Below are 22,131 nucleotides of genomic sequence, written 5' to 3' on the forward strand. Positions count from 1 at the left end.
TGGTCGAGGCTGCCCACAAACTTCCGGATGACCTCCACCTGTCCAACGCTGATCTCACCGGCAGCCAACTTCGCCGCCGTCAACGGAAGGGAGGCCTCGATCACCGCGCCGGTCGGAGTCTTCACGTCATGCAGGGCTGTGGCTTGGGCGATGCGCTGGTTGGCTTCACTGCGTGAGATGTTCTGGGTGTGGACGAGTAGCGCGGCGGTGTTGCCGTAGCCCAACTCGTACGCGGTTCCCTGGCCATCCACTTCGGACAGGATCGCGAAGTACTCGGCATAGTCCCGGAGTATCCGCCTGTGCACGGCGGTCAACCGGGCGACAAGGTCCCGGTTGCCGAGCTGCCAGAGTGGAGTGGAAGCGATCTGCCCCATACGTCCAGAATACGCCGGTAAAACATGAAAGTCTTCGAACATCAGTACGATCACACGATAGGGGGATAAAACCCAAGTTTCCTTGACAGAACCCCAAAAGCGGCGGTGATCCGCCCACGAAACCCAGCCCCGAGCGTCAGCCAAACGGATCACCGCCGTCCCACAAGCGCGACAGCGCAAGGAAACCCTTCGTGCTCCCTTCCTCCCGTCTGGCCTGGGCGAAGCCCAACCATGGGGGTCAAGGGGTCGGCCCACGCGAAGAAACCAGGCTGGAAGCCAAACCGATCCCCTTGACGCCCATGGTTGCCTCAGGCAGGCCGGACGGGAGGAAGGGAGTGCGGCCCCCTCTCCTCTTGGTGGCCTGCCCGTCCGGCGAGGACAAAGAAAGCCCAACGCAACGGCGAGCACAACACGCCGAACGCTGGAAAGCGAGGTGCCGCAACGGCGACCACAACGTGCCGGAAAGGTCAACACGGGGTGCCGGAAAGGTGGACACGGGGTGCCGCAACAGCAACCTAGAAGTACCGCAGCAGGCCGAATCCCGACAATCCGCGCTGAAGACGGCAGACAGGTGATGCGGACGATGTCAGAACAAAGTTCGCCAGTAGTCCCAGAACTCCACCAGGATCAGCGCCACGATCACCAGGTACCAGAGGACCAGGATGACACTGTGGACACGACGCAACGGCGCCAGCACCGGCCAGGTGTCCAGTGTCGTGTACCAGAAGACCGGAATCGTCACGATCCACACCACGAGGCAATACGGGCAGAGGGCGTGGATGTCGTACAGACTGGCCACGATCAGCCAGTGCACGAACACGACGCCCAACGCGGCGCCCGCGTTCATCGCGAGCCGGTACCAGCGAGGCGGAGCGAATCCGGCGAGAACCGCGCCCCCTGTCGTGACGACGACCGTGAACAGCGCGATTCCCAGTAGCGGATTGGGGAACCCGAAGGCCTCGGCCTGCGGACTGTCCATGACAGAACCGCACGACACCACGGGGTTGAGCGAACAGGTGGGCACATAGGCCGGGTCGCGGAGTTTGGCGATCTTCTCCAGGGTCAGGGCGACCGCGGCGGCCAAGCCGAAGCCGCCGCCGAGCACGTACAGCCAAGCCAGGCGCCGGTTCGGGGTCATCCGGCCAGCGCTTCGTCGATCTTCGCACGCAGTTCGCGATCCACATCGCCGAAGGACTGGCCGGTGGGCTCGAACTTCTCGCCGTTGAGGAAGAACGTCGGTGTGCTGGTCACCTGAAGCTCACGCCCGTCCCGCACGCCCTCGTCGATCACCGCCTGTACCTCGGCGGAGGTCATGTCGGCGCGGAAGCGCGCCAGGTCAAGGCCGATCGTGGTGGCGTACTGCTCGAACTTCGCGATGGCGGCGGTCACGTCGGAGTTGACGTCCTGCCCGGCGACCGCCCATTCGCTGAAGCCGTCGTAGAGGGCGTGGTACATCGCCGCGTACTTGCCTTGTTTCCCGGCTGCTTCCGCCGCCCGTGCCGCGGGCATCGCCAACGGGTGCATGTCGAGCGGGAAGTTGCGGGGCACGAACGTGATCCGCCCCTGATAGTCCTGTTCGAGTTTCCTGGTGACGTTCGCGTAGTACGAGGCGCACGCCGGGCACTGGAAATCCAGGAACTCCACCAGGGTGACTCTGTCCCCCTCCGCTGTGGACAGTCGGTGGGCCACGGCGGGCACCAGTGTCTCGCCGGACGCGGCGGGTCCGTCGTCCGAGCGGTCGAACACGAGTATTCCGCCGATCACCACGACGGCGAGGACGACGAGGCCCAGTGTGAGGACGACGTTGGCCGACCACCGGCGGCGGGCGGTTTTCTTGTGCGGGGTACGGGCCATCGATCCAGTCACCTTTTGTCGTCGGAACATCCTCGTTCTGTTAGTCGGACTACAGTCGGCATAGTTCCGGGAACCACCGAGGTGGTTCACTCGACTGGTGCACTGTGAGGGTTGACAAGGCCGCCGTGCTGGCGAGTGGCATCGCTGTCGCGTGCGTCACAGCGGTGGTGCTCGCGGCAGGTGACGTCCACGCTGTCCTCGGGGATACCAATCCCGGCTTGCTTGCCTCCGTGCTGTTCGGGATCGTGCGATTCGGCGCCGATGCGGCCGGGGTGGTCGCTGTCGGTGCGCTCGCGTTCGCCGTGTTCGTGGTGCCCGCACAGCGCGATCGCCGGTTGGTCGCCGACGCGTATGCCGCGGTCCGGCTCGCGTCCGTGGCGGCGGCAGTGTGGACGGTGGCGGCGGTGGCGGCGGTGCCGCTCTCGGCGGGCGACGCCGCCGGGCAGCCGCCGGCCGTGGTGTGGGCGCACTTGGCGGACCTCGTCGAGGCCACGGAGGAGCCGAAGGCGTGGTTGTGCGTGGCGGTGATCGCGGCCGTGGTCGCGGCAGGTACACACACGACGTTGACGTGGCCGGTGGCGTTCCTGTGGTTCGTCGTCGCTGTCGTCGGGCTGTTGCCGCCGGTGGTGGCCGGGCACGTGTCGTCGGGCGCATGGCACGACGTGGCCACCAACGCGATGGCGTGGCACATACCGGCGGCTGCGGTGTGGGTCGGCGCGCTGGTGGCGCTGCGCCGGTTCCTCCGCCGTGCGACCGTGGCGCACCGGGATCAGGTGCTGCGCCGTTACTACCGGCTGACACTGGTGTGCCTGGTCGTATTGGTTTGCAGCGGTGCCGTGACGGGCGTGGTGCTCGCCGGACCGCAGGGACTGTTCTCCGGATATGGGCTGTTACTGCTGATCAAGTTGGCGGTCTGTGGCGTGGTGCCACTGCTGAGATCGCGCTGGGCAACTCGGTGGCCGCTGGGTACGGAACTGGTCGCACTGGCTGTGGCACTGGGTGGTTCGTTGGGCCTGACGCACCTCGTGCCGCCTTCTTGGCTGACCACGCGGCCCTCCGTACAGCAGACCGTGCTGGGGTACGAGCTGCTCACGCCACCTACCTTCAGCGGCCTGTTGCTCGGCTGGCGGCTGGATTTGGTGTTCGGGCTGGGTGCTGTGCTGCTGGCCGTGGCCTACCTTCTCGGCGTACGCCGGTTGCGCGGCCGGGGTGACCGGTGGCCGGTCGGGCGCACGGTGGCTTGGCTGGCCGGCTGCGTGGTGGTGCTGGTCGTGACGTCCTCGGGGATCGGCCGGTACGCGCCGGGCACGTTCAGCATGCACATGGTCGCCCACATGTCGTTGAACATGCTCGCGCCGGTGCTGCTGGTCCTCGGTGGACCGATCACGCTGGCGGTGCGCACCCTGCCGCCAGGCCCACGCGGCTGGGTCGTCGCCCTGGTGCACAGCCGCGCCGCCCGGCTGGTGGCTCACCCAGCGATCGCCGCCGTGGTCTTCGTCGCCTCGTTCTACGTCCTGTACTTCTCGGACCTGTTCGGCGAGGCGATGCTCTACCACTGGGCGCACCAGGTGATGAAGCTGCATTTCCTGATATCCGGCTACGTGTTCTTCTGGCTGGTGATCGGCGTCGACCGGCCGCCACGCCCGCTGCCGCACCTGGCCCGGCTCGGCCTGCTGTTCGCGGTCATGCCCTTCCACGCCTTCTTCGGCGTGATCCTGATGAACACGCAGACCGTGATCGCCGAGACCTACTACCGCTACCTCTCCCTGCCGTGGGTGCCGGACCTGCTGACCGACCAACGCCTCGGCGGCGGCATCGCCTGGGCCACAGGCGAGATCCCCATGCTGATCGTGGTGGTCGCGCTGTTGCGCCAGTGGGCCGCCGCCGACCGCCGTGAGGCCGCCCGGCTCGACCGCCGCATCGACAGCGGCGAGGACGACCGTCTCGCCGCGTACAACGCCATGCTGGCCGACCTGGCCGGGCGACGGAACTGACCTGGAAAGACGAACACGATGACCACTTTGGAAACCGATGCGCCCGCGCCGGTGGAACTGGCGGTGTCCGGCATGACGTGCGCCGCCTGCGCCGGGCGCATCGAACGGAAACTGAACAAAATGGACGGTGTGCGGGCCTCGGTCAACTACGCGACCGAGCGGGCGATCGTCCACCTGCCCACCGGCGTGGACACACGAGACGTCGTCGAGACGGTCCGCAAGGCGGGATACGACGCGCGCGTGCGTCACCGTGCCGAGGACGACCGCGCCGCCCACACCGCGGCGGTCGCCGATCTGCGGCGCAGGCTCGTGGTCGCCGCGGTGCTTGCCATCCCCTTGGGCAACCTGTCGATCAGCCTCGCGCTGGTCCCGTCCTGGCGCTTCACCGGTTGGGAGCTGCTGTGCGTGCTGCTGGCCGTACCGGTGGTGTGCTACTCGGCGTGGCCGTTCCACCGCGCCGCGCTGCGTAACGCCCGACACGGATCGTCCAGTATGGACACTTTGGTGTCGTTGGGTGTCCTGGCGTCGTTCGGCTGGGCGGTGTGGTCACTGACCGCCGGCTCGTCCGAACCCGGTTACTGGCTGGGGTTCGGCGTCACGGCGGCGGGCGCGGATGCCGTTTACCTGGACGTGGCCGCGGGTGTGACGACGTTCCTGTTGGCCGGGCGCTATTTCGAGACACGCTCACGCCGCACCGCGCTGGGCCTGCTCACCGCCTTGGCCGATCTGGCCGCCAAGGACGCACGCGTCCTGCGTGACGGCGTCGAACACCCGGTTGCGGCGGGGCTGCTGCGGGTCGGTGACCTGTTCGTGGTCCGGCCTGGGGAAAGCCTGCCCGCGGACGGCGTGGTGACCGAGGGCGTGTCCGCCGTCGAGACCGCCACGATCACGGGCGAGGCCGTGCCGGAGGACGTCGGCCCCGGCGACCGTGTGGTCGGCGGCACGGTCAACCGCAACGGGCGGCTGGTCGTGCGGGCCACCGACGTCGGAGCCAACACCCAGCTCGCGCAGATGAGCGCGCTGGCCGAACAGGCCGCCCAGCGCAAGGCCACCGTCCAGCGGCTGGTCGACAAGGTGTGCACAATCTTCGTGCCCGTGGTCCTTGTCCTCGCGGCCATGACTCTGGCGGGGTGGCTGGCCACCGGCCACGACGTCCGTGCGGCGTTCACGGCCTCGATCGCGGTGCTGATCATCGCCTGCCCGTGCGCGCTCGGCCTGGCCACCCCGACCGCCTTGATGGTGGGTGTCGCCCGTGCGGCGGGTCTTGGTGTGCTTGTCAAAGGGCCCGAAGCGCTCGAAGCGACGCGCTCGGTGGACACGGTCGTGCTCGACAAGACCGGCACGGTCACCACCGGCCGCATGACCGTCGCGGCGGTCATTTCCTTCAGCCGGGCCTCTGAACAGGACGTACTGCGCTGGGCAGGCGCGGTGGAATCGGCCTCGGAGCACCCGATCGCGACGGCGATCGTGACCGAAGCGGGCGACGGGCTCCCTGCCGTCGCGCGGTTCGAAGCCCTCGTCGGCGCCGGAGCACGCGGTGAGGTCGATGGTGCCCCGGTCGTGGTCGGCACCGCGGACCTCTTGACGGAGCTGGGCATCGAGGTGCCACCGCGAGCCACCGAGTGGCTGAACGACCTCGGCGCGGCAACCGGAGTTCTCGTCGCTCGCAACGGCGTCGTAGCAGGCGGAATCGCGGTGCGCGACACCGTACGGCCGTCCGCCGCCGAAGCGATCACCCGCCTGCATGGCCTCGGCTTGCGGACCATTCTGCTGACCGGTGACGGTCCCGTCGCCGCACGCGCGGTCGCTGACGAGGTCGGCATCACCGACGTCATCGCGAAGGTGCGCCCCACCGAGAAGGTCGAGGCGATCGAGGCGCTGCGCGCCAGAGGACGCCGTGTCGCGATGGTCGGTGACGGCGTCAACGACAGTCCCGCGCTGGCGTGCGCCGACCTCGGCATGGCGATGGCTCGCGGCAGCGACGTCGCCGCCCATGCCGCAGACGTCATCCTCGTCCGGGAAGACCTGCACGCGGTGCCCGACGCCATCGAGCTGGCCAATCGGACACTGGCGACGATCCGCGGAAACCTCTTGTGGGCCTTCGGCTACAACGCCGCAGCGATCCCGTTGGCGGCTCTGGGGCTGCTCAATCCGCTCATCGCGGGAGCCGCGATGTCGCTGTCCTCGGTCCTGGTGGTCACCAACAGTCTCCGCCTGCGCGGCTACCGGCCACACCGGTGATCAGTGCGTTCGGACGGCGCGGCGCCTGCGCTACGGCGAGGGACTGTCCATACGCGACATCGTCGCCGCGCCGGTTGCCGCCTCCTCGATGTCGGGTACGCCGTGGTAGGTGATGGAAAGGTGGCCGAGGCTGTCCTGGCCGATCTCGGCGTCGATCTCGTACACCTCTCGTAGCCGGTCCCGGGTCAGCACCTCGTCGGGCGGGCCGTCCGCGACGAGTTCGCCTTCGCTGAGCAGGATGAGCCGATCGCAGTAACGTGCGGCCAGCGCGAGGTCATGCAGGGCGACCAGCACAGTCTGGCCGGTGCCGGCGAGCAGGTCCATGAGCTCGAACTGGTGGCGGATGTCGAGGTGGTTGGTCGGTTCGTCGAGCAGGATGGCCCACGGTCGCTGCGCGAACGCCCGGGCGATGTGCGCTCGTTGCCGTTCGCCGCCCGAGAGCGTGTTCCAGTGCCGGTCGCGCAGTCCCGCCAGATCGAGGTGGTCGAGTGCGGCGTCGACGATGGCGTGATCGGCCGGGCTCAGACCACGCCAGCGGTCCCGGAACGGCGTCCGGCCGAGCGAGACGACGTCGACGACCCGAAGATCACTGTCGCTTTCGCTGGCCTGCTCGACGAACGCGAGGTGCTGGGCGATGCGCCTGGTGGGCCAGCCGGTGATGTCCTCGTCGTTGTAGCGGACGGCCCCGGCCGTCGGAGCCCTGAGCCCGGCGAGGCATCGCAGCAGCGACGACTTCCCGGAACCGTTGGGGCCGATCAGGCCGACGGTCTGACCGGAGCCGATCTCCACGGTGATCCCGCGGATGATCGTGCGGCCGTTGGCAGCCCAGCCGAGGTTCTCGGCGGCGATCCTCACAACTCACCTCGGCGACGCAGGACGAGCAGGAACAAGGGCACACCGACCAACGCGGTGAACACACCGACCGGCACTTCCCTGGGGGCGAACGCGACCCGGGACAGCGCGTCCGTCCACACGAGAAAGATCGCCCCCGCGAGCGCGCTCAACGGCAGGAGCGTCCGGTGCAGCGGGCCGGCCAGGAACCGGATGCCGTGCGGCACGATCAGGCCGACGAACGCGATCGCCCCCACGGACGCCACCACCACGGAGGTCAGCACCGCGGTCGCCACTAGCAGCACGAGCCTGGTCCTTCGCACGTTGATTCCCAGCGAGGCCGCGGTATCCGTGCCGAAGGCGAACCCGTCCAACGCGGTGGAGTACAACCACAGAACCACCAAGCCCACCGCGCCGACGGCCGCGGTCACGGCGAGAGAGTCCCATCTGGACGGTGCCATCGAGCCGAGCAGCCAGTGCATGATCGCCCGAGTGGTGTCGGCATCGCTGGAGGCCATCAGGATCAGGTACGTGATCGCGTGGAACAGCAGGCCGATCACGATGCCGGTGAGCACCACGCGAACCGAGCCGAGCCCTCGTCTGCCGAGCAACGCCAGCAGCAGGCCGAAGGACGCGAGCGCGCCGACCAACGCACCGGCGGAAACGCTGACCGCTCCCCCACCGACGGCCAGCACGACGACCACCACAGCTCCAGTGGACGCGCCATGCGAAACGCCAAGCAGGTACGGCTCGGCGAGCGCGTTGCGGGTCACCGACTGCAGCACCGCACCACTGATCGCCAGCGCCGCACCCACCACGGCGGCCATCAGCACACGCGGGATACGCAGTTCCCAGACCAGCGAGTCCAGCAGCCGGGGCAGCGGCTCGACGTCCAGTCCGATGTGGCCGCCGAAGACCCGGGCCAGTTCGTCGAACCCGATGTCGCCGCTGCCGATCACCATCGCGGCGGCCAGGGACACCAGCAACGCCACCACACCGGCCGTGAACAGCAACGGAAGCGGCACCAACGAACCACGCCGCGGCCCGGGTCCCGATCGCACCGGCGAGACCGCCGGAACGTCCGATGTGGCCGGATGAAGTACCGCGGGCAGCCGGTCTCTTGTGGTGCTACTGGGCATAGCCCAGCTCACGCATGCCCTTGGCGACCAGGTCGAGGGTGTTGACCGATCGCACCGACGGGTCCATCTCGATGCCGGGAACGGTGATGATCTTGTTCTCCCGCACGGCCTTGAGCTGTGACACCACCGGGTGCGCCCGCATCATCGAGATCTTCTCCGCGGCACTGTCACCGGGGGCGCCGCGCTCGGACAGATCGCCGACCACGACCACGTCCGGGTTGCGCTCGGCGATCCGCTCCCAGGACACCTCCGGCCAGTCCTCGGCCACGTCGTCGAACGCGTTCCTGCCGCCGACCAACCGGCTCATCTCGGTGGGCAGACCGGTGCCGCCCGCGACGTAGGGCACGCCGTTGAACGTCGAATACAGCCACAGCACGGTCGGCTTGCCGGACACCTTCTTGCCCGTCTCGGCCGCGGCGGTGACGGCCGCCCGCTGCTTGTCGATCAGCGCGGTCGTGCGGTCCTCGATCCGGAAGATCCGGCCGAAGGCCTGGTAGTCGGAGAACAGCAGGTCGAACGGCGTCGTGCCGGGTTGGTTGTCCTCCGGGCACTCCACCGCGCTGATGAACGAGGGCAGCCCCAGCTTGGCCAGTTCCTCGCGGGTCCCGACCCGGTCGGCGGTGTACTGGGCCTTGAACGACGCGGCGACGAAGTCGGGGGTCGCGGCACGCAACTGTTCCGCCGTGAGCAGCTTGGGGCTCAGCACCGGCACTTTCGCGTAGTCGGCCTGGTACTCCGGCGCGACCTTGGTCTTCAGGTTCGCCGTGCCCGCCATGTGGTCCGCGAGCCCGAGCGCGAGCATCGTCTCGGTGGAGGACTGGTCGAGGGTGACCACTCGCTTCGGCGGCGCGGCGAACGACAGTTGCTGACCGCAACTGGTCACCGTGACGGCCGCCGCGCCCGGGTCACCGGACGGCGCGGGCGGCTGCGCGCACCCGGTGGTCCCGAGAAGACCCACCATCAGCCCGGCCATGCCGGTCAGTAACCGTGGTGCCATCGACAACCTCCAAGGTGCACCCGATTGAGCGAACGTCCCGCAGTGTAGTGATAATCAGTTTCACCAGCGAGGCCTATCGCACTGATATAGCTTTTGCGACACTTGTGCAACAGCTGCGGATACAGGGGGCATGGTGACTGCACCGCCGAAGGCGACCGGGGTTGAGGACTCCCGCCGGTCCCGCTCGATCCTGCGCGAATCGAGTTTCGTACGGCTGTGGATCGGGACGACGGCGTCAGGCCTGGCCACGTGGGCGTTGCCGTTCGTGCTCGGGCTGGCGGTGCTGGAACGCCAACTGAGCGCCGTCGGCCTCGGCGTCGTTCTGGCCACGCGCACCGTCGGTTTCCTGCTCGCGGTGCCGGTCGGCGGCGTGCTGGCCGACCGGCATTCCCGCCGCGGTGTCGTGTTCTGGTCCGGGTTGGCCGCCGCGGCGGCCGCGCCGGTCATCGCGCTCGGCCTGGCGACGTCGTCGTTGCCGTTGATGGCCGTCGCGGCCGCTGTGGCCGGTGCCGGTCAGGGTGCGTGCCGGCCCGCGTTCCAGGCGCTGGTCGCCGAAGTGGTCGACGGCGAACGGCGCCAGCAGGCCAACGCGGCGATGTCGCTGGCTGTCCGCGTCGTCACGCTGACGGCCCCCGGCCTGACCGCGCTCCTGTCGGCGGTGCTCGACACCGGGGCGCTGCTGATCGGCATCGGCCTGGTGTGGCTGTGCGCCGCGCTCATCCCGCCCGCGGGCCGGTACACGCCCGTCGGCACCGGACCGGAAGTCCCCTTCGTCCGTCAGTTCACCGAAGGCCTCGCGGAAGCCAAACGTCACCCCTGGTTCCTCGCCGGGCTGGGCGCACTCACCGCGGTGATCGCCACCGGCTACTCCGCGACCGGCGTCGTATTGCCGCTGATCAGCCGGGACAAGTACGACACCGAGGTGGTCCTCGCCGCGTCGCTGACCGCGTACACCGTGGGAGCCCTGCTCGGCGCGCTCGTGATCGGCCGCTGGCGTCCCCGCGCCCAGGGCTGGACCGCGCTGGCCGCCCTCGCCTGTTACGGCTTCGCGCCGCTGAGCCTGCTCCTGCCGGTGCACCCAGCCGTCGTGGTCGCCGCCTACGTCGTGGCCGGCCTCGGGATCGAGCTGTTCAACGTGCCGTGGTTCACCGCCACGCAGCGTGAAGTCGAGCCGGGCAAGCTGGCCCGAGTGTCCTCTCTGGACTTCCTGTTCTCCTACGGCCTCGCGCCCGTCGGGCTCGCCCTGATCGCACCCGCCATCGACGCGTTCGGCGTCACGGCCGTGCTCGGCACCTGCGCCGCGGTGTGCTTCCTGGCTCCCGCGGCCGCCGCACTCGTCCCCACCACCAAGGACTTCTCGCGGACTTCCGCCGGGTCACCATCATGAACAGCAACAGGATCAGCATCCTGCCGACCCGTGTCGACGTGACCGACGCCGACAAGGCGCGGCAGGCGCTCGCCGAGAACGGGGCGGTGATCCTCACCGGCCTGCCGACCACACCGGACGGGCTCGTGATCGCCGCCGCCCACCTGTACGGACAGCACATCCGGCAGATCTTCCCGCTACGGGAGCGGCGGTCGCACGACGGCAACCCGGTTCGCCTGCACGCCGACAGCTTCGACCAGGTCGTGGACATCGGCGGCGCGCTGACCCGGCGCCGGGATCCCGACGAGGACGCGGTGCTCATCCAGTGCGTGGATCCGCCACGGTCGGGTGGGGATTCCTTCCTGGCCGACGCGTACCGCTTCATTGACACCTATGCCGATGCCGACCTCGTGGACTTTCTCACCGGCACAGATGTCGATCTCTACGGTGCGTGGGCCGGGCTGCGCGGCCTTCCCGCCGCGCCGCGCGTCGCCCGCCACGTCGAATACACCCGAACCGGCCGTCGCATCGTGCGGCGCACCGAGGGCGTTGTTCCGCTCCATCGCGATCCGGACATCGAACGGATCAACGTGATGCTCACGCGTTTCAAGCACACTGTGGACGAGCTGGAACGCGAGCTCATCCGGTTCACAATGGACGAGGGCGACATCCTCGCGCTCGACAACTACCGCTGCTGGCACGGACGCGACGCCCATACCGGTGACCGCATGGTGCGAATTCTCACCCTGTTGACGGCTGCGGCTCGTTGACCGGGACCTGCGGCCGGAACACCAGCTGCATGCAGTCCTCGTCGTCCAGCACCCGGACCGACACCCGGTACACGGGTTCGAGCACCTCGGGCGTCAACACGTCGGCGGTGGGCCCGGCCTTGGCCACGCTGCCACGGTCGAGCAGGACCAGGTGGTCGCAGTAGCGGGCGGCGAGGTTGAGGTCGTGCAGGACCACGACCGTGGTGATGCCCAGGGCCCGCACCAGGTGCAGGACTTCGTGCTGATAGTGGATGTCCAGGTGGTTGGTGGGCTCGTCGAGCAACAGGTGGCCGGCCTGCTGGGCGATCGCGCGGGCGATGAGCGTGCGTTGCTTCTCGCCTCCTGACAACATGCTGAAGTCCCGGTCCGCCAGGTCACGCATCCCGACCCGGTGCAGCGCCGAGGCGGCGAGACGGTAGTCCTCGGCGGTGTAGGCCTGCAGTGCCGAACGGTGGGGTGCACGTCCGAGCAGCACCATGTCCGCCACGGTGATCGGCAGTTCGGGCGGGGCTTCCTGCGCCACGACGGCGATCCGCCGGGGCAGCTCGCGACCGGCGAGCGACGTGACCGGCCGGTCGTCGATCAGCACGGCGCCGGTGAGCGGGGTGAGCGCGGAGTACAGGATGCGCAGCAGCGTGGTCTTTCCGCTGCCGTTCGGGCCGATGAGCCCGACGACGCGTCCGGAGCCGACATCCAGGCCGACTCCGGCGAGCACGGGGTTTCCGTTGTAGGCGAACGTCACGTCCGCTGCGCTGATCACGTCTCATCCTTCTCGTTGTGCGCCGACGACAAAAAAGTCGCGGCTGTCCCTGCGCACCCGGCCGGGCAGCAGGTGCTCGAACGGCCGCGGCGCGCCGAAACCGGCGGATCGCAGCAACGCCGCCATCTGGGTGGCGGTGATTCCCCGCCAGTACGGCAAAGTGTGGCCCATGGCGAGGTAGTCCCGGACGGCTCCGGGAATCAGTCGCGGCGAACGAAGCAGTTGCCTTGCGGTGTGCCATCGGCCGTCGGCGACCAGCACGGCCCCACTGGGCCGGAGTGCTCGTGCCCACGCCGACAGCGCGGCTCCCGGCGCGGGCAAGGTCCACAGCACGTATCGGCAGGTCACCAAGTCGTAGTCGGCGATGGGCACGTCATGCGCGTCGCCGTGGCACCACTCGACGGTGACGCCGCGCCGCATGGCTTCCGCGCGGGCCCGCTCCAGCATTTGTGCCGAGGCATCCATTCCGGTGACCTGGTGGCCCAGTTCGGCGAGCAGCACTGCGGCGAACCCGGTTCCAGTCCCCACATCGAGCACCCGCAGTGGCTCCGGGCCCAGCAGCGCACGGACCGCGTCCCGGTACAGCACCCGCCACGCGTCCCGTCCCGCCTCCGCATACGAGCGGTAGTACCGGTCGTAGCGCGCGGCCCGCGCGTTCCAGGTACGGGCGACGGCGACCACCGCGGCCGGGTCCGGGTCGCCGGTACACGGGGACAGCGTCACCGATCGACCTCCACTTGTCGCGCCGACCGGGGATCGGCAAGCTGGTGCGCGCCCGGTATGGCCAAAGCGCCGAGCGACGCGGCGAGCGTCAACACTCCGCACGCTAGCAAGACCGGGGTCTGTCCGGCGGCAGTCAGCGCGTAGGGCAACAAGATCAGGCCGAGCGGGGCCACCCCGTGGGAAACCATGAAGTCGAACGAGAACAGCCGGCCCATCCGCTCCGGCGGGACTTCCCGTTGGATGGCACTGAACCACGGAATGTTGAACGCCTCGATGCCCACCCCGCCAAGGAAATACGCGAGCAGCACCAGCACCGCACCTACCTGGGGTGACACCGACGGCACGGTGAGCGCCAACGGCACCAGACCGTAGAAGCTCAGTCCCACAAAGGCCACCAGGCCGGGTCGGCGCGGCGTCCAGCGCGCCATCACCAGCGCGGCGACCACCGCGCCGGCCGAGTAGCACCCCAACGCCACACCCATGAACGTGTCGCCGCCCAGCTCGTTGCGGCTGACCAGCGGCAAGGTCACTTGCTGCACGGCGAACCCGAGCGCCAGCCAGACCACCAAGGACCCGAGACCGGCGACGAACCAGCGGTGCCGGGCCGCTTCGCGGAGCACCTCCGCGTAGTCGGCGAACGGACGGCGCCGGGCGTCGTTGGACGGCGGCGGCTCACCACGCGGAAGCCGCAGCGCCAGCGCGGCGGATCCCAGCCAGAGCAGACCGGTGCCCAGCAGCGTGATCGAGCCGCCGACCAGCGCGTACAGCAGCGCCGCCGCGGTCGGCCCGCCGACCAGCAGCAGCCGGTTGCTCAAAGTGGACAGTGCGTTGGCCCGCTGCCTGTCCGGTTCGGCCACGACCTCGCCGACCAACGCCTGATAGGCGCCACGGAAGATGCCCTCGCCGATCCCGGCCACCAGGATCGCGGCGCAGACAGCCAGCAGTGACACCGAGAACGCGGCGACTGAGGCGAGGATCGCCGTCCCTCGTACGGCGCTCGCCACAGTGAGTACCGTGCGGCGCGGATAGCCGTCGGTGATCACGCCACCGAGTACGGCGCCCAGCACGAACCCGACCGTGCGTGAACCGAGCACCAGCCCGAGCGCCGTGACCGCACCATGAGTGTCGAGCAGGAACAGGGTGAGCGCCACGGGGGTGAGCGAGGTCGCGGCTCCGGACGCGGTGTAGCTCAGCCAGGCCAAGCGGAACCGGGGATTGCGCAGGATCGCCGGCATCGTTCAGAGCGTCGTCGACGGGCGCCACTGGCGGCGCGCGCGATCGAAGTCGTGTGCGGCGGCCACCAGGAAGCCGGCGAGCTCGGTCAGCGGAACCGGGTCCGTGCCCAGCTCCTGGAAGGTGGCCGTGCAGGTGGGGCAGGTGTTGACCTCGTAGACGCGCAGCTCGCCGGTCCGCTCGTCCCGCGCGATGTCCACTCCGGCGAACAGCGCGTCCATCGCCTCCGCGGCCTGCTCGGCGACCGTGCGGATGTCGTCGGTGAGTTCGGTGCGATGCCGGGTGTTGCCGGGGGCGTTGGAGATCCACGTGCCCTGCGGCGCGATGCGGGTCACCGCGGCCACCGCCTGGTAGTTCACGCACAGCACGCGGATGTCGCGATGCCCGGCCGGAACGTACGGCTGGACGTAGTACTGCTCGGGCCCGGGACCAAGGCCGCCGACGTAGTGGCGCACCGACGTTTCGTCAGTCAGCTGACACATGCCGCGACCACGGGAACTCATCAACGGCTTGGTCACCATGGGATAGCCGTTCTCTTCCGTCCAGGCCACCAGCGTTTCCTCGTCGCGGCCCCACAGCACCGGCAGGTGCGGCACGCCCGCGCGGTGCAGCAGGGCCGAGTTGAGGTACTTGGACTGCCCCCGCAACAACGTCATCGCCGAGTTCACCACGGGTATCCCGGCCAGGCGGGCGGTTTCCAGCTGGTTCATGCCGAGGATCAGGTAGTCCTCGTAAACCCAGCCGAACATCAGGTCGGGTGCCAGTTCCTTGCCGTCGACCAGAAACCGGGTGGCCTTGTCCGTCACCTCGGTCACGAGCTCGTCGGGGTGCACACGGCGGGCTTCGCCGCCGTGGCGGCGGATCTCGGCGAACAGGGCACGGTGGTCGTCGTCATCATCATCGTTGCCGAGCAGGACGATCAGCGGAGCGTCGGCCATGACGGATCAAGCCTCCTTATGAGCGGCGTCAGGTGGTCGAGCGCAGTCGGCGGACCAGAATCAGCAGGAACGGCGCGCCCACCACGGCGGTGACGATGCCGATGGGCAGCTCGCGGGGCACGAACGTCATCCGGGCCGCCACGTCGGCCCAGATCAGGAAGGACGCCCCGATCAGCGCGGAGACCGGCAGCAGCCGCCGGTGCACGCCACCCACGCAGAGCCGGGCCACGTGCGGGACGATCAGGCCGACGAAGCCGATACCGCCGGAGACCGCGACAGCGGCGCCCACGCAGAGTGCGACCACCAGCAGCGCCTGCGCCCGCAGCCGTGCCGGTGGGCTGCCCAGCGCGTGCGCGGTGTCGTCGCCCAAGGTCAGGGCATCCAGTTTGCGGGACCACACCAGCAGCACCAGGAACGCGGCGGCCATCAACGCCCCGGCGACCGCCACCCCGGACCAGGAAGCCCTGCTGAGCGAGCCGAGCAACCAGAACAGCACCGCCCGGGCCCCTTCCGGATCGTCCGAGGCGAAGATCAGGAAGCTGGTGGCGGCGTTGAGCACGTAACCGACAGCGACCCCGGCCAGCAGCAGCCGCACCGAGGTGATCCTTCCGCCGGCACGCGCCAGCGCGAACACCACGCCCATCGCGGCGATCGCGCCCACGAACGCGCTGCCGGTCAGCGAGCTGGCACCGTAGGAGGCGCCCACCCCGAACAGCAGAGTCAACGCCGCACCGGTCGAGGCGCCGGAGGTGACGCCCAGCAGGTACGGCTCGGCCAGCACGTTACGGACCAGAGCCTGCAGGGCCGCTCCGGAGATCGCGAGCGCCGCCCCGACGACAGCGGCGAGCAGGACGCGAGGTGTCCGTACCAGCCAGACGATGCTGTCATCGGACCGGCTCCACGTCGCCTCCGGCCAACCGAACGCGTGGTTGGCGACGATCCGCGCGACGACGTCGGGCGAGATGGCCACCGGTCCCAGCCCGACCGCGACCGGAATGCTGACCAGCAACAGGCCTGTCAGGCCGGCGATCCACAGCAGAGTTCGTCTGCTGCGGCGACCGTGGTCGAGATCGTCGACGCGCGTGTCAGTGGCGGCGTGATCGGTCAGGACACCGTCATCCATGGACCTGCCCGGCCAGCTTCTCGAGGCCGTCCACGGCGAGCGTGCCGTGTCCCGAGTAGAAGAAGTCGAGCACCATCACCTTGCCCCCGGCGACGGCGGGCAGCGGGCCGAGTTCCGGACGGCCGGTGAGTGAAGCCCGAACGGCCTGTTCGTCGATGTCACCCGGCTCGTAGAGGGCGATCAGCCGCTGTGGGGCCGAGCTGATCAGAGCCTCGGTGTTCACGTCGAAAAGCCGCTCGTCGGTGTTCTGGAAGACGTTCGTCAGGCCCGCGTGGCTCATCTGCTGGTGGATCATGCTGCGTCGGCCGTAGGCGTTCAGAGCGCTGTCCGGCCCGGCGACGAACACCGCGGCGGTCGCGTTGGACGGCGGCGGGGACTGCTGGCCCCGTTGGCGTACCGCTTCGACACGGCCTTTCAGACCGGTGACCGCCTGCTTGGCCCGGTCCTCGGTCCCCAGGACCCGGCCCAGGGTCTCGATGTCGGCGTAGACGCCCTCCAGCGGATCCTGGACCTCGGACTGCCCGGCCCCGAAGCCGCCGCAGTAGCCGCTGATGATCAGCGTCGGGATACCGGCGGCCTGCAGGTCCTCCGGGCCGAACTCGTTGAGCCCGTACGTCACCACCAGGTCGGGCTTCGCACCGATGATCACCTCACGGGAGATGCTCTTCGAACTCTTGATCGGAGCCTGCTCACGCTGGCCGAGCGGACCGGCCGCATCGCCAAGGGGCTCGCCGACCAACGGCGAGAACGTGCTGATCCGGTCGGTACCACCGGCGGCGTGCACCAGGGTGCCGGCCTCCCCACCGATCACGTACAGCCGCTCCGGCCGTCGTTCGAAGGTGACGTCCCGGCCGCAGTTCTTCACCGTCATCGGGAAACCCTCGGCCGCGGCGACGGTGTCCTGGCCGCCGTCACCACCGCAGGCGGTGGCCAGCATGCTGACGGCGGCCACCAGGACGAGCCCGGAACGTCGGATGGGGTGCTGCATCAGGATGAGTCGTCCTTCCGGATCGATCGGTCGGTTCGGTAGACGTGCAGTGCCGTGGCGTCGGCGCTGAACTGGGAGAACGGAAACGGCTCAGCCGAGAGCGCGGTGAGCCCGCCGCCGAGGAACTCCCGGGCGACGGCGGCGCCGGTCTGTGCGTACACCGCCAGCGGCACCGTCCTTTCCCGGCAACGGGAAAGAATGGTGTCGAACGTGCCGTTGCCGATGGTCATTCCCGTCGCCACGATCGCGTCGGCGGCGTCGAGCACTTCCGTCATGTCCGGGGTCACCGGGTCGCCCCAGCGGGTGGTGCGCAGGTTCAGGTCGCACAACAGCGGTTCCGCCCCGCGCTCCCGGATCGCCGCGACCAGTGGGTTGACCACACCGATCAGCCCGACCTTGGCTCCCGGTGGCACATCGAGCAATCCGGCCACCGCGGCGTCCCTCGCCGCCGCCCTGGTCTCCGGCGTCCCGGTCGGCAGTTCCACCGGAGTGGCCCGTGAGTCGTCGCGGTGGGGCGCGACCGCGCCGAGATATGCGTCCAGTGCAGCGATTCGCAGCGGGGCGACGTCCACACGCAACAGTTCGGCCACGCTCCGGCCGGACGCTTCCGCGCAGACATCGGGTTCCGCTTCACCACTTTCGAAGGCACACGCCCCGAACGCCGTGCCGACGCGCACCAGCAGGTACTGGTTGCGATAGGTGACGTTCCCGCCCGCGAGCCTGGTGCCGTGGTGCACCCAGAACACGCTTGTCGCGACAACGCCGGCGGGATCAGGACCTCGGCGTCCGGCAAGCACATCGGCCACCAAGTCCGCGACAGTCGCCACGCCGCCGGTCATGACGACCACCCCGGCACACCGACAGGCAGCCGCGAGGCATCGCGCTGGGCAGGCATGTCGGTGGCCCAGTCAGCGACCGACCAGGGCAGCAGGACGTCGTCGCTGCCGGACACCTCATGGGGCGAGAGCTCGGCGGGATCGGGCACGTCAGCGTGGTCCGCGAACGCCGCCGACACGTACCGGTGCCCGGTGTCCGGCGCGAGGAACACCATGGTGCGCCCGGGAGCACGGTGGCGCTCCCACTGGCAGGCCAGGTAGGCCGCGCCCGAGGACAGCCCGGCGAAGATCCCGCTGTCCCGTAACAGCGCCACCGCTCCGGCCTGGGCATACCGGAAGGACACCCAGTGGATCCGGTCGTACAGGTCACGGCGGACGTTGCGGAACTCGATCGAACTCCCGATCCCCGCGATGATCATGTCCGGGTCGGCGGTGTGCTGCGCACCGAACGTCACGCTGCCGAACGGCTGGATTCCCGTCAGCCGCACGTCCCGGCCCATCGCGCGCAGGTACTCCGCGAGCGCACCGGTTGACGCGCCGGTCCCCACACCGCCGACGATCGTCAACGGCTCCAACGGCAGTTCCCGGTCGAGCCGCTCGGCCACCTCGCGGTACCCGGCATAGTGGATGCTGTCGTGGTACTGGCGCATCCAGTGGTATCCCGGGTTCTCGAGCAACAGCTGCCCGACGCGCTCGACGCGCCGGTTCTGGTCCAGCATCAGGTCCTTCGACGGAGGCATGCGCTCCAGCGTCGCGCCGAGAATCTCCAGCTGGATCCGCAACGTCTCGTCCACTGTCGTGGAACCCACTATGTGGCACCGCATCCCGTACCGATGACACGCCAAAGCCAGTGCCAGCGCGTAGATTCCACTGGAGCTGTCCACCAAGGTGTCCCCAGGGCGGACCACGCCGGTGGCGAGCAGGTGGCGCACCGCACCGAGCGCGGAACGCACCTTCATCACCTCGAACCGCAAGCACACGAGGTCGGGAGCAAGCCGGATGTGATCAGGATCAGCGATCGCGTCCGCGTAGTGCTCGTGCACGCAGTCAGCCCTCCCCTGTCCGGGACTCGCGGCGTAACGCGAACAGGTAGGTCTGGACGTTGTCGCCCTCCCAGTCCTCCACGTGGAGCACCTCGGCACCGAACCCGCTTTCCAGCGCCATCGCCACGATGTCGCGCAGCGGCGCGGTGTTCGACAGGATCAGATACACCACACCACCCTCGGCGAGCAGATCCCTGGCAACCAGCTGACCGAAGAACCGAGCCGCGATGTCACGTCCCAGGCACAGGTTGCGCACGATCTCCGGATCGTCGGACAGCGGCAACTCGATGGCCGGCGGGTTGAACGTCACCACGTCCACCTGCTCGCCGTCCGGAAAGCCCTCCCACACGTCGGCCACCAACGGGACCAACGGCGGCCCATCCGTCCCGACGATCCGTTCGTAGTGGCGTGCCGTCGTGCGCACACTCTCCGGATGCACGTCCAGCGCGTACACGACACCCGCACCCCGTACGCCGGCCACAACGGCTTCCACACCGAGACCCGCACCCATCGCCGCGTAACGCAGGCCCGCCACCGGCAGCGTCCCGTCGAGGAGACGACTGTGCACCAGCCTGCTGGTCTCACCCGGATGGAACACCCCAGGGGGAAGGTCGAAATCCCAGCCGTTCCAGTGGTACGTGCGGTGCTCGTGGATGGCCCCGCTCGGGTTGTTGATCGCCCGGATCTCCCCGGCCGGCAGCGTGTGCGGCAGCCTGGCGTGCAACTCCCATCCCGTCACGGTGCCGGGAAGGACAGGTGGCCCAGGAGATGCGCCGGCAGTAGGCGATTGCTGCACAGTCCAATTCCCCTTCGGTCGGTCACCGGGACTCGTCCCGGCCGGCGAACCTCGTTCGAAGCGCGACTTTGACGGAAACGGTTTTCATTATTAACACATCCGGTCGCGGGACACCACCGCCGACGGCGTACTCCCTCGACCGGCGACGAGCCAGGTTCGCCCTGCTAGATAAAGGAATGCGCACCCCAGCATGTGACGCGCCCACGCCAGCCGCGAACACTGTCGCGACGTCCACAATGGACGCCTCAGGACGTTCGCAAGGTGATGTCCACCCTGTCGCGGGAACATGAAAATGCATATCATGTTCATTAGCCCTCCCGGCCGGGAGGTGCCGATGAACGGAGACCCCATGCGTTTACGAAGCCGCGCCGCCACGGTGGCAGGCGCGCTCGTGCTGACCGTTGGCATCGGTGTGCCGGCACAGGCCGCCACCCTGGTGCCCCTCGACAAGGGACACATCGACGTGGTCGACGTCGAGTACGCGGACGGCGAGTTCGAGTTGCACGTCCACCACGAGGAGCAGGAGTATGACCCGGCAGACGTGTTGCTGCGGGTACCTGCCGCCGCCAAGGCCACCGTCCCGGACGACCCCGCCTACGCTTTCCTCGGCGCCCCAGGCAAATCCGTCTGGATCCTGCCCCAGGCCGAGGACCCCGAACTGTTGTTCGCCGGACTGTCCAGCGAGGAGCTGGAAGCGGGTGTGTTCACCGGCGACCAGGTCACGCTCAAGCTGTGCGCCGTGTCCGGTCCCGGCAAGGTCAGCGTCTTCACCACCGACGCCGTCGGCGCCCCCGGCGTGGTGTTCAACAGCCGTGACGGCCTGCCCGACGCCACGGCCCTGACGGTCGGCGGGCACCAGCACGCCAACTGGACGTTCAGCGCCGCGGGCACCTACCGCTTCACCTTCGTCGCCACGGCCCGGCTGGCCGCGGACAACTCGGTGGTCACCTCGGCGCCCACCACCGTCACCTTCCGGGTTCTCAACTCCTGACAGGGAACGAACAGCAATGCGCTTACGCACGTCTGTCCTCGCGGCCGTGATGGTCGCGGCCACGTCCTTGGTCACCGCGGCGCCCGCTCAGGCGCTGCCCGCCGTCACCCTGAGCGCGGGCCACGTCGACGTCATCGATCCCTCGTACACCGCGGGAACACTGAAGATCGAGGTCAACGACGGCACCGCGGCGACTCCCGTGTTCCGCGATCCGGCGGACGTGGTGTTCCAGGTCCTGGCCGGTGCCAAGACCACGGTGCCGAACAGCTCGGCCTACTCGTTCCTCGGCACGCCGGGCTCGACGGTGTGGATCCTGCCCCAGACCCAGAAGGCGGGCCTGCTGTGGCCGGGCTGGAACACCCAGCGCCTGCCCAGCGGCACGTTCACCGGTACGCAGACCACGTTACTGTCTGTCTCGGGTGGACAGTTCGCCGTCTACACGACCAATGCCTTCGGCTCACCGACGGTGTTGTTCGACAGCGGCAACGGCCTGCCTGACACGAGGCCGGTCGCGGTGGGCACGCACGCACACGCCAACTGGGCGTTCAAGTCCGCCGGCACGTACACGGTCACCTTCCAGGTCACCGGCACACTGGCCGGCGGCGGCACCGTGACCTCCGCCCCGGCGTCGTTCACCTTCGAAGTCCAGCCCTGAGCATCGGTTGAAGTCCGGCAGCCGCAGGCGATGCGGCTGCCGGTCAGCGAAGGACCGCCCATGCGTCTCACCGGCAAAACCCGGCAGGTCTGGGAAGCCATGTCCGGACAGGACAGATTCAGCAGTGCCATGGAGATCCACTCCACGCTGGGATCTCGGGGCGACGCCGTCTCGTTGACCGCCGTGTACCGGTCATTGCACCTGCTGGCCGATGCCGGGCAGGTCGATGTGCTTCTCGGCCCGGACGGGCAGCACCGCTACCGCCACTGTTCGCCGACCGTGCACCACCACCTGCTGTGCAGACAATGCCATCGTGCCGTCGAGGTCCACGGCTCCCCCTCAGGGCCGTTTTCCCGTGAACGGCTGCGTGAACTCGGCTTCGCCGACGACTCGGTCCAGATCAACCTGGTCGGCCTGTGCAGCACCTGCTCCTCCCCTCGTGAGTGTTTGTCCGGGTTCTAACCCTGATAAACACTCAC

General features: G+C 68.9%; 22 protein-coding genes. 7 read left to right on the forward strand and 15 right to left on the reverse strand.

The genetic code is table 11. The features are described 5' to 3' along the window. From GC106_RS19200 to GC106_RS19210, 3 genes are all read right to left on the reverse strand, one after another. On the reverse strand, positions 1-374 hold a 374-nt coding region (locus tag GC106_RS19200; RefSeq protein ID WP_173132390.1), incomplete at its 3' end, for a DUF222 domain-containing protein. A gap of 586 nt (positions 375-960) precedes the next feature. Beyond that, complete coding sequence (locus GC106_RS19205; RefSeq protein ID WP_173132392.1) at positions 961-1,512, reverse strand: vitamin K epoxide reductase family protein; 552 nt, start codon at positions 1,510-1,512, stop codon at positions 961-963. Beyond that, positions 1,509-2,228 (reverse strand): DsbA family protein, encoded by a 720-nt coding sequence (locus GC106_RS19210; protein WP_173132394.1) that lies wholly within the window; start codon positions 2,226-2,228, stop codon positions 1,509-1,511. Before GC106_RS19210 ends, GC106_RS19205 begins: the two co-directional genes overlap by 4 nt. Positions 2,229-2,332: 104 nt before the next feature. Here GC106_RS19210 and GC106_RS19215 point away from each other — a divergent pair, with 104 nt between their 5' ends. Continuing rightward, positions 2,333-4,222, forward strand: a complete 1,890-nt coding sequence (locus tag GC106_RS19215; RefSeq protein WP_173132397.1) for a bifunctional copper resistance protein CopD/cytochrome c oxidase assembly protein — start codon at positions 2,333-2,335, stop codon at positions 4,220-4,222. An 18-nt stretch (positions 4,223-4,240) separates the two neighbouring features. Then, entirely contained in the window at positions 4,241-6,463 is a 2,223-nt protein-coding gene (locus GC106_RS19220; protein ID WP_173132400.1) for a heavy metal translocating P-type ATPase, read from the forward strand. A gap of 30 nt (positions 6,464-6,493) precedes the next feature. Here GC106_RS19220 and GC106_RS19225 read toward each other — a convergent pair whose 3' ends face one another. The 3 genes from GC106_RS19225 to GC106_RS19235 form a co-directional block, all read right to left on the reverse strand. Further along, positions 6,494-7,318, reverse strand: coding sequence for an ABC transporter ATP-binding protein (locus tag GC106_RS19225; RefSeq protein WP_173132403.1), 825 nt, complete (start codon positions 7,316-7,318; stop codon positions 6,494-6,496). Continuing rightward, the gene (locus GC106_RS19230; protein WP_312872734.1) at positions 7,315-8,319 is read right to left on the reverse strand and encodes a FecCD family ABC transporter permease; all 1,005 of its coding nucleotides are present in this window, start codon (positions 8,317-8,319) and stop codon (positions 7,315-7,317) included. The genes GC106_RS19225 and GC106_RS19230 overlap by 4 nt, the downstream gene beginning before the upstream one ends. Before the next feature lie 103 nt (positions 8,320-8,422). Continuing rightward, positions 8,423-9,430 carry an ABC transporter substrate-binding protein gene (locus GC106_RS19235; RefSeq protein WP_173132409.1) on the reverse strand — a complete coding sequence of 336 codons (1,008 nt, stop codon included), beginning with the start codon at positions 9,428-9,430 and terminating at the stop codon, positions 8,423-8,425. Between the two features lie 130 nt (positions 9,431-9,560). Here GC106_RS19235 and GC106_RS19240 point away from each other — a divergent pair, with 130 nt between their 5' ends. Together GC106_RS19240 and GC106_RS19245 are read left to right on the forward strand one after the other, a co-directional pair. Beyond that, complete coding sequence (locus GC106_RS19240) at positions 9,561-10,817, forward strand: MFS transporter (RefSeq protein ID WP_173132412.1); 1,257 nt, start codon at positions 9,561-9,563, stop codon at positions 10,815-10,817. Next, complete coding sequence (locus GC106_RS19245; RefSeq protein ID WP_173132415.1) at positions 10,814-11,566, forward strand: TauD/TfdA family dioxygenase; 753 nt, start codon at positions 10,814-10,816, stop codon at positions 11,564-11,566. Before GC106_RS19240 ends, GC106_RS19245 begins: the two co-directional genes overlap by 4 nt. On the opposite strand, the gene GC106_RS19250 is transcribed toward GC106_RS19245, so the two are convergent. The 9 genes from GC106_RS19250 to GC106_RS19290 are packed head-to-tail and all read right to left on the reverse strand — an operon-like array spanning position 11,538 to position 19,949. Beyond that, positions 11,538-12,326 carry an ABC transporter ATP-binding protein gene (locus tag GC106_RS19250; protein WP_173132418.1) on the reverse strand — a complete coding sequence of 263 codons (789 nt, stop codon included), beginning with the start codon at positions 12,324-12,326 and terminating at the stop codon, positions 11,538-11,540. The two genes, GC106_RS19245 and GC106_RS19250, sit on opposite strands and share 29 nt — an antisense overlap. Before the next feature lie 3 nt (positions 12,327-12,329). Continuing rightward, entirely contained in the window at positions 12,330-13,049 is a 720-nt protein-coding gene (locus tag GC106_RS19255; protein WP_312872735.1) for a class I SAM-dependent methyltransferase, read from the reverse strand. Then, the gene (locus tag GC106_RS19260) at positions 13,046-14,284 is read right to left on the reverse strand and encodes an MFS transporter (RefSeq protein WP_173132420.1); all 1,239 of its coding nucleotides are present in this window, start codon (positions 14,282-14,284) and stop codon (positions 13,046-13,048) included. Before GC106_RS19260 ends, GC106_RS19255 begins: the two co-directional genes overlap by 4 nt. Before the next feature lie 3 nt (positions 14,285-14,287). Then, positions 14,288-15,220, reverse strand: coding sequence for an ATP-grasp domain-containing protein (locus GC106_RS19265; protein ID WP_173132422.1), 933 nt, complete (start codon positions 15,218-15,220; stop codon positions 14,288-14,290). A 28-nt stretch (positions 15,221-15,248) separates the two neighbouring features. Continuing rightward, complete coding sequence (locus tag GC106_RS19270; protein WP_173132424.1) at positions 15,249-16,343, reverse strand: FecCD family ABC transporter permease; 1,095 nt, start codon at positions 16,341-16,343, stop codon at positions 15,249-15,251. Continuing rightward, entirely contained in the window at positions 16,336-17,331 is a 996-nt protein-coding gene (locus tag GC106_RS19275) for an ABC transporter substrate-binding protein (RefSeq protein WP_173132426.1), read from the reverse strand. The genes GC106_RS19270 and GC106_RS19275 overlap by 8 nt, the downstream gene beginning before the upstream one ends. Then, entirely contained in the window at positions 17,331-18,170 is an 840-nt protein-coding gene (locus GC106_RS19280) for a Rossmann-like domain-containing protein (protein WP_173132428.1), read from the reverse strand. The genes GC106_RS19275 and GC106_RS19280 overlap by 1 nt, the downstream gene beginning before the upstream one ends. Continuing rightward, entirely contained in the window at positions 18,167-19,210 is a 1,044-nt protein-coding gene (locus GC106_RS19285) for a cysteine synthase family protein (protein WP_312872736.1), read from the reverse strand. The genes GC106_RS19280 and GC106_RS19285 overlap by 4 nt, the downstream gene beginning before the upstream one ends. A 4-nt stretch (positions 19,211-19,214) precedes the next feature. Then, positions 19,215-19,949 carry a class I SAM-dependent methyltransferase gene (locus GC106_RS19290; RefSeq protein WP_173132430.1) on the reverse strand — a complete coding sequence of 245 codons (735 nt, stop codon included), beginning with the start codon at positions 19,947-19,949 and terminating at the stop codon, positions 19,215-19,217. Positions 19,950-20,355: 406 nt separating this feature from the next. On the opposite strand from GC106_RS19290, the gene GC106_RS19295 reads away from it, so the two are divergent. From GC106_RS19295 to GC106_RS19305, 3 genes are read left to right on the forward strand one after another with little or no spacing between them, the layout of a single operon-like run. Further along, positions 20,356-20,997 (forward strand): choice-of-anchor M domain-containing protein, encoded by a 642-nt coding sequence (locus GC106_RS19295; protein ID WP_173132433.1) that lies wholly within the window; start codon positions 20,356-20,358, stop codon positions 20,995-20,997. Positions 20,998-21,013: 16 nt separating this feature from the next. Continuing rightward, on the forward strand, positions 21,014-21,652 hold the full coding sequence (locus GC106_RS19300; protein WP_173132436.1) for a choice-of-anchor M domain-containing protein: 639 nt from the start codon (positions 21,014-21,016) through the stop codon (positions 21,650-21,652). 60 nt (positions 21,653-21,712) lie between these two features. Continuing rightward, entirely contained in the window at positions 21,713-22,114 is a 402-nt protein-coding gene (locus tag GC106_RS19305) for a Fur family transcriptional regulator (protein WP_173132439.1), read from the forward strand. The last annotated feature ends 17 nt before the right edge of the window (positions 22,115-22,131 follow it).

Origin of the sequence: Kibdelosporangium persicum, from assembly GCF_013280595.1 — a bacterium.
Taxonomy (GTDB): domain Bacteria; phylum Actinomycetota; class Actinomycetes; order Mycobacteriales; family Pseudonocardiaceae; genus Kibdelosporangium; species Kibdelosporangium persicum.

Coding starts and splice junctions, on each gene's coding strand:
- GC106_RS19280 (WP_173132428.1), bottom strand. CDS start 18,170: ATGACCGGCGGCGTGGCGACTGTCGCGGACTTGGTGGCCGATGTGCTT.
- GC106_RS19275 (WP_173132426.1), bottom strand. CDS start 17,331: ATGCAGCACCCCATCCGACGTTCCGGGCTCGTCCTGGTGGCCGCCGTC.
- GC106_RS19295 (WP_173132433.1), top strand. CDS start 20,356: ATGCGTTTACGAAGCCGCGCCGCCACGGTGGCAGGCGCGCTCGTGCTG.
- GC106_RS19210 (WP_173132394.1), bottom strand. CDS start 2,228: ATGGCCCGTACCCCGCACAAGAAAACCGCCCGCCGCCGGTGGTCGGCC.
- GC106_RS19235 (WP_173132409.1), bottom strand. CDS start 9,430: ATGGCACCACGGTTACTGACCGGCATGGCCGGGCTGATGGTGGGTCTT.
- GC106_RS19240 (WP_173132412.1), top strand. CDS start 9,561: ATGGTGACTGCACCGCCGAAGGCGACCGGGGTTGAGGACTCCCGCCGG.
- GC106_RS19245 (WP_173132415.1), top strand. CDS start 10,814: ATGAACAGCAACAGGATCAGCATCCTGCCGACCCGTGTCGACGTGACC.
- GC106_RS19205 (WP_173132392.1), bottom strand. CDS start 1,512: ATGACCCCGAACCGGCGCCTGGCTTGGCTGTACGTGCTCGGCGGCGGC.
- GC106_RS19300 (WP_173132436.1), top strand. CDS start 21,014: ATGCGCTTACGCACGTCTGTCCTCGCGGCCGTGATGGTCGCGGCCACG.
- GC106_RS19305 (WP_173132439.1), top strand. CDS start 21,713: ATGCGTCTCACCGGCAAAACCCGGCAGGTCTGGGAAGCCATGTCCGGA.
- GC106_RS19265 (WP_173132422.1), bottom strand. CDS start 15,220: ATGGCCGACGCTCCGCTGATCGTCCTGCTCGGCAACGATGATGATGAC.
- GC106_RS19220 (WP_173132400.1), top strand. CDS start 4,241: ATGACCACTTTGGAAACCGATGCGCCCGCGCCGGTGGAACTGGCGGTG.
- GC106_RS19260 (WP_173132420.1), bottom strand. CDS start 14,284: ATGCCGGCGATCCTGCGCAATCCCCGGTTCCGCTTGGCCTGGCTGAGC.
- GC106_RS19270 (WP_173132424.1), bottom strand. CDS start 16,343: ATGGATGACGGTGTCCTGACCGATCACGCCGCCACTGACACGCGCGTC.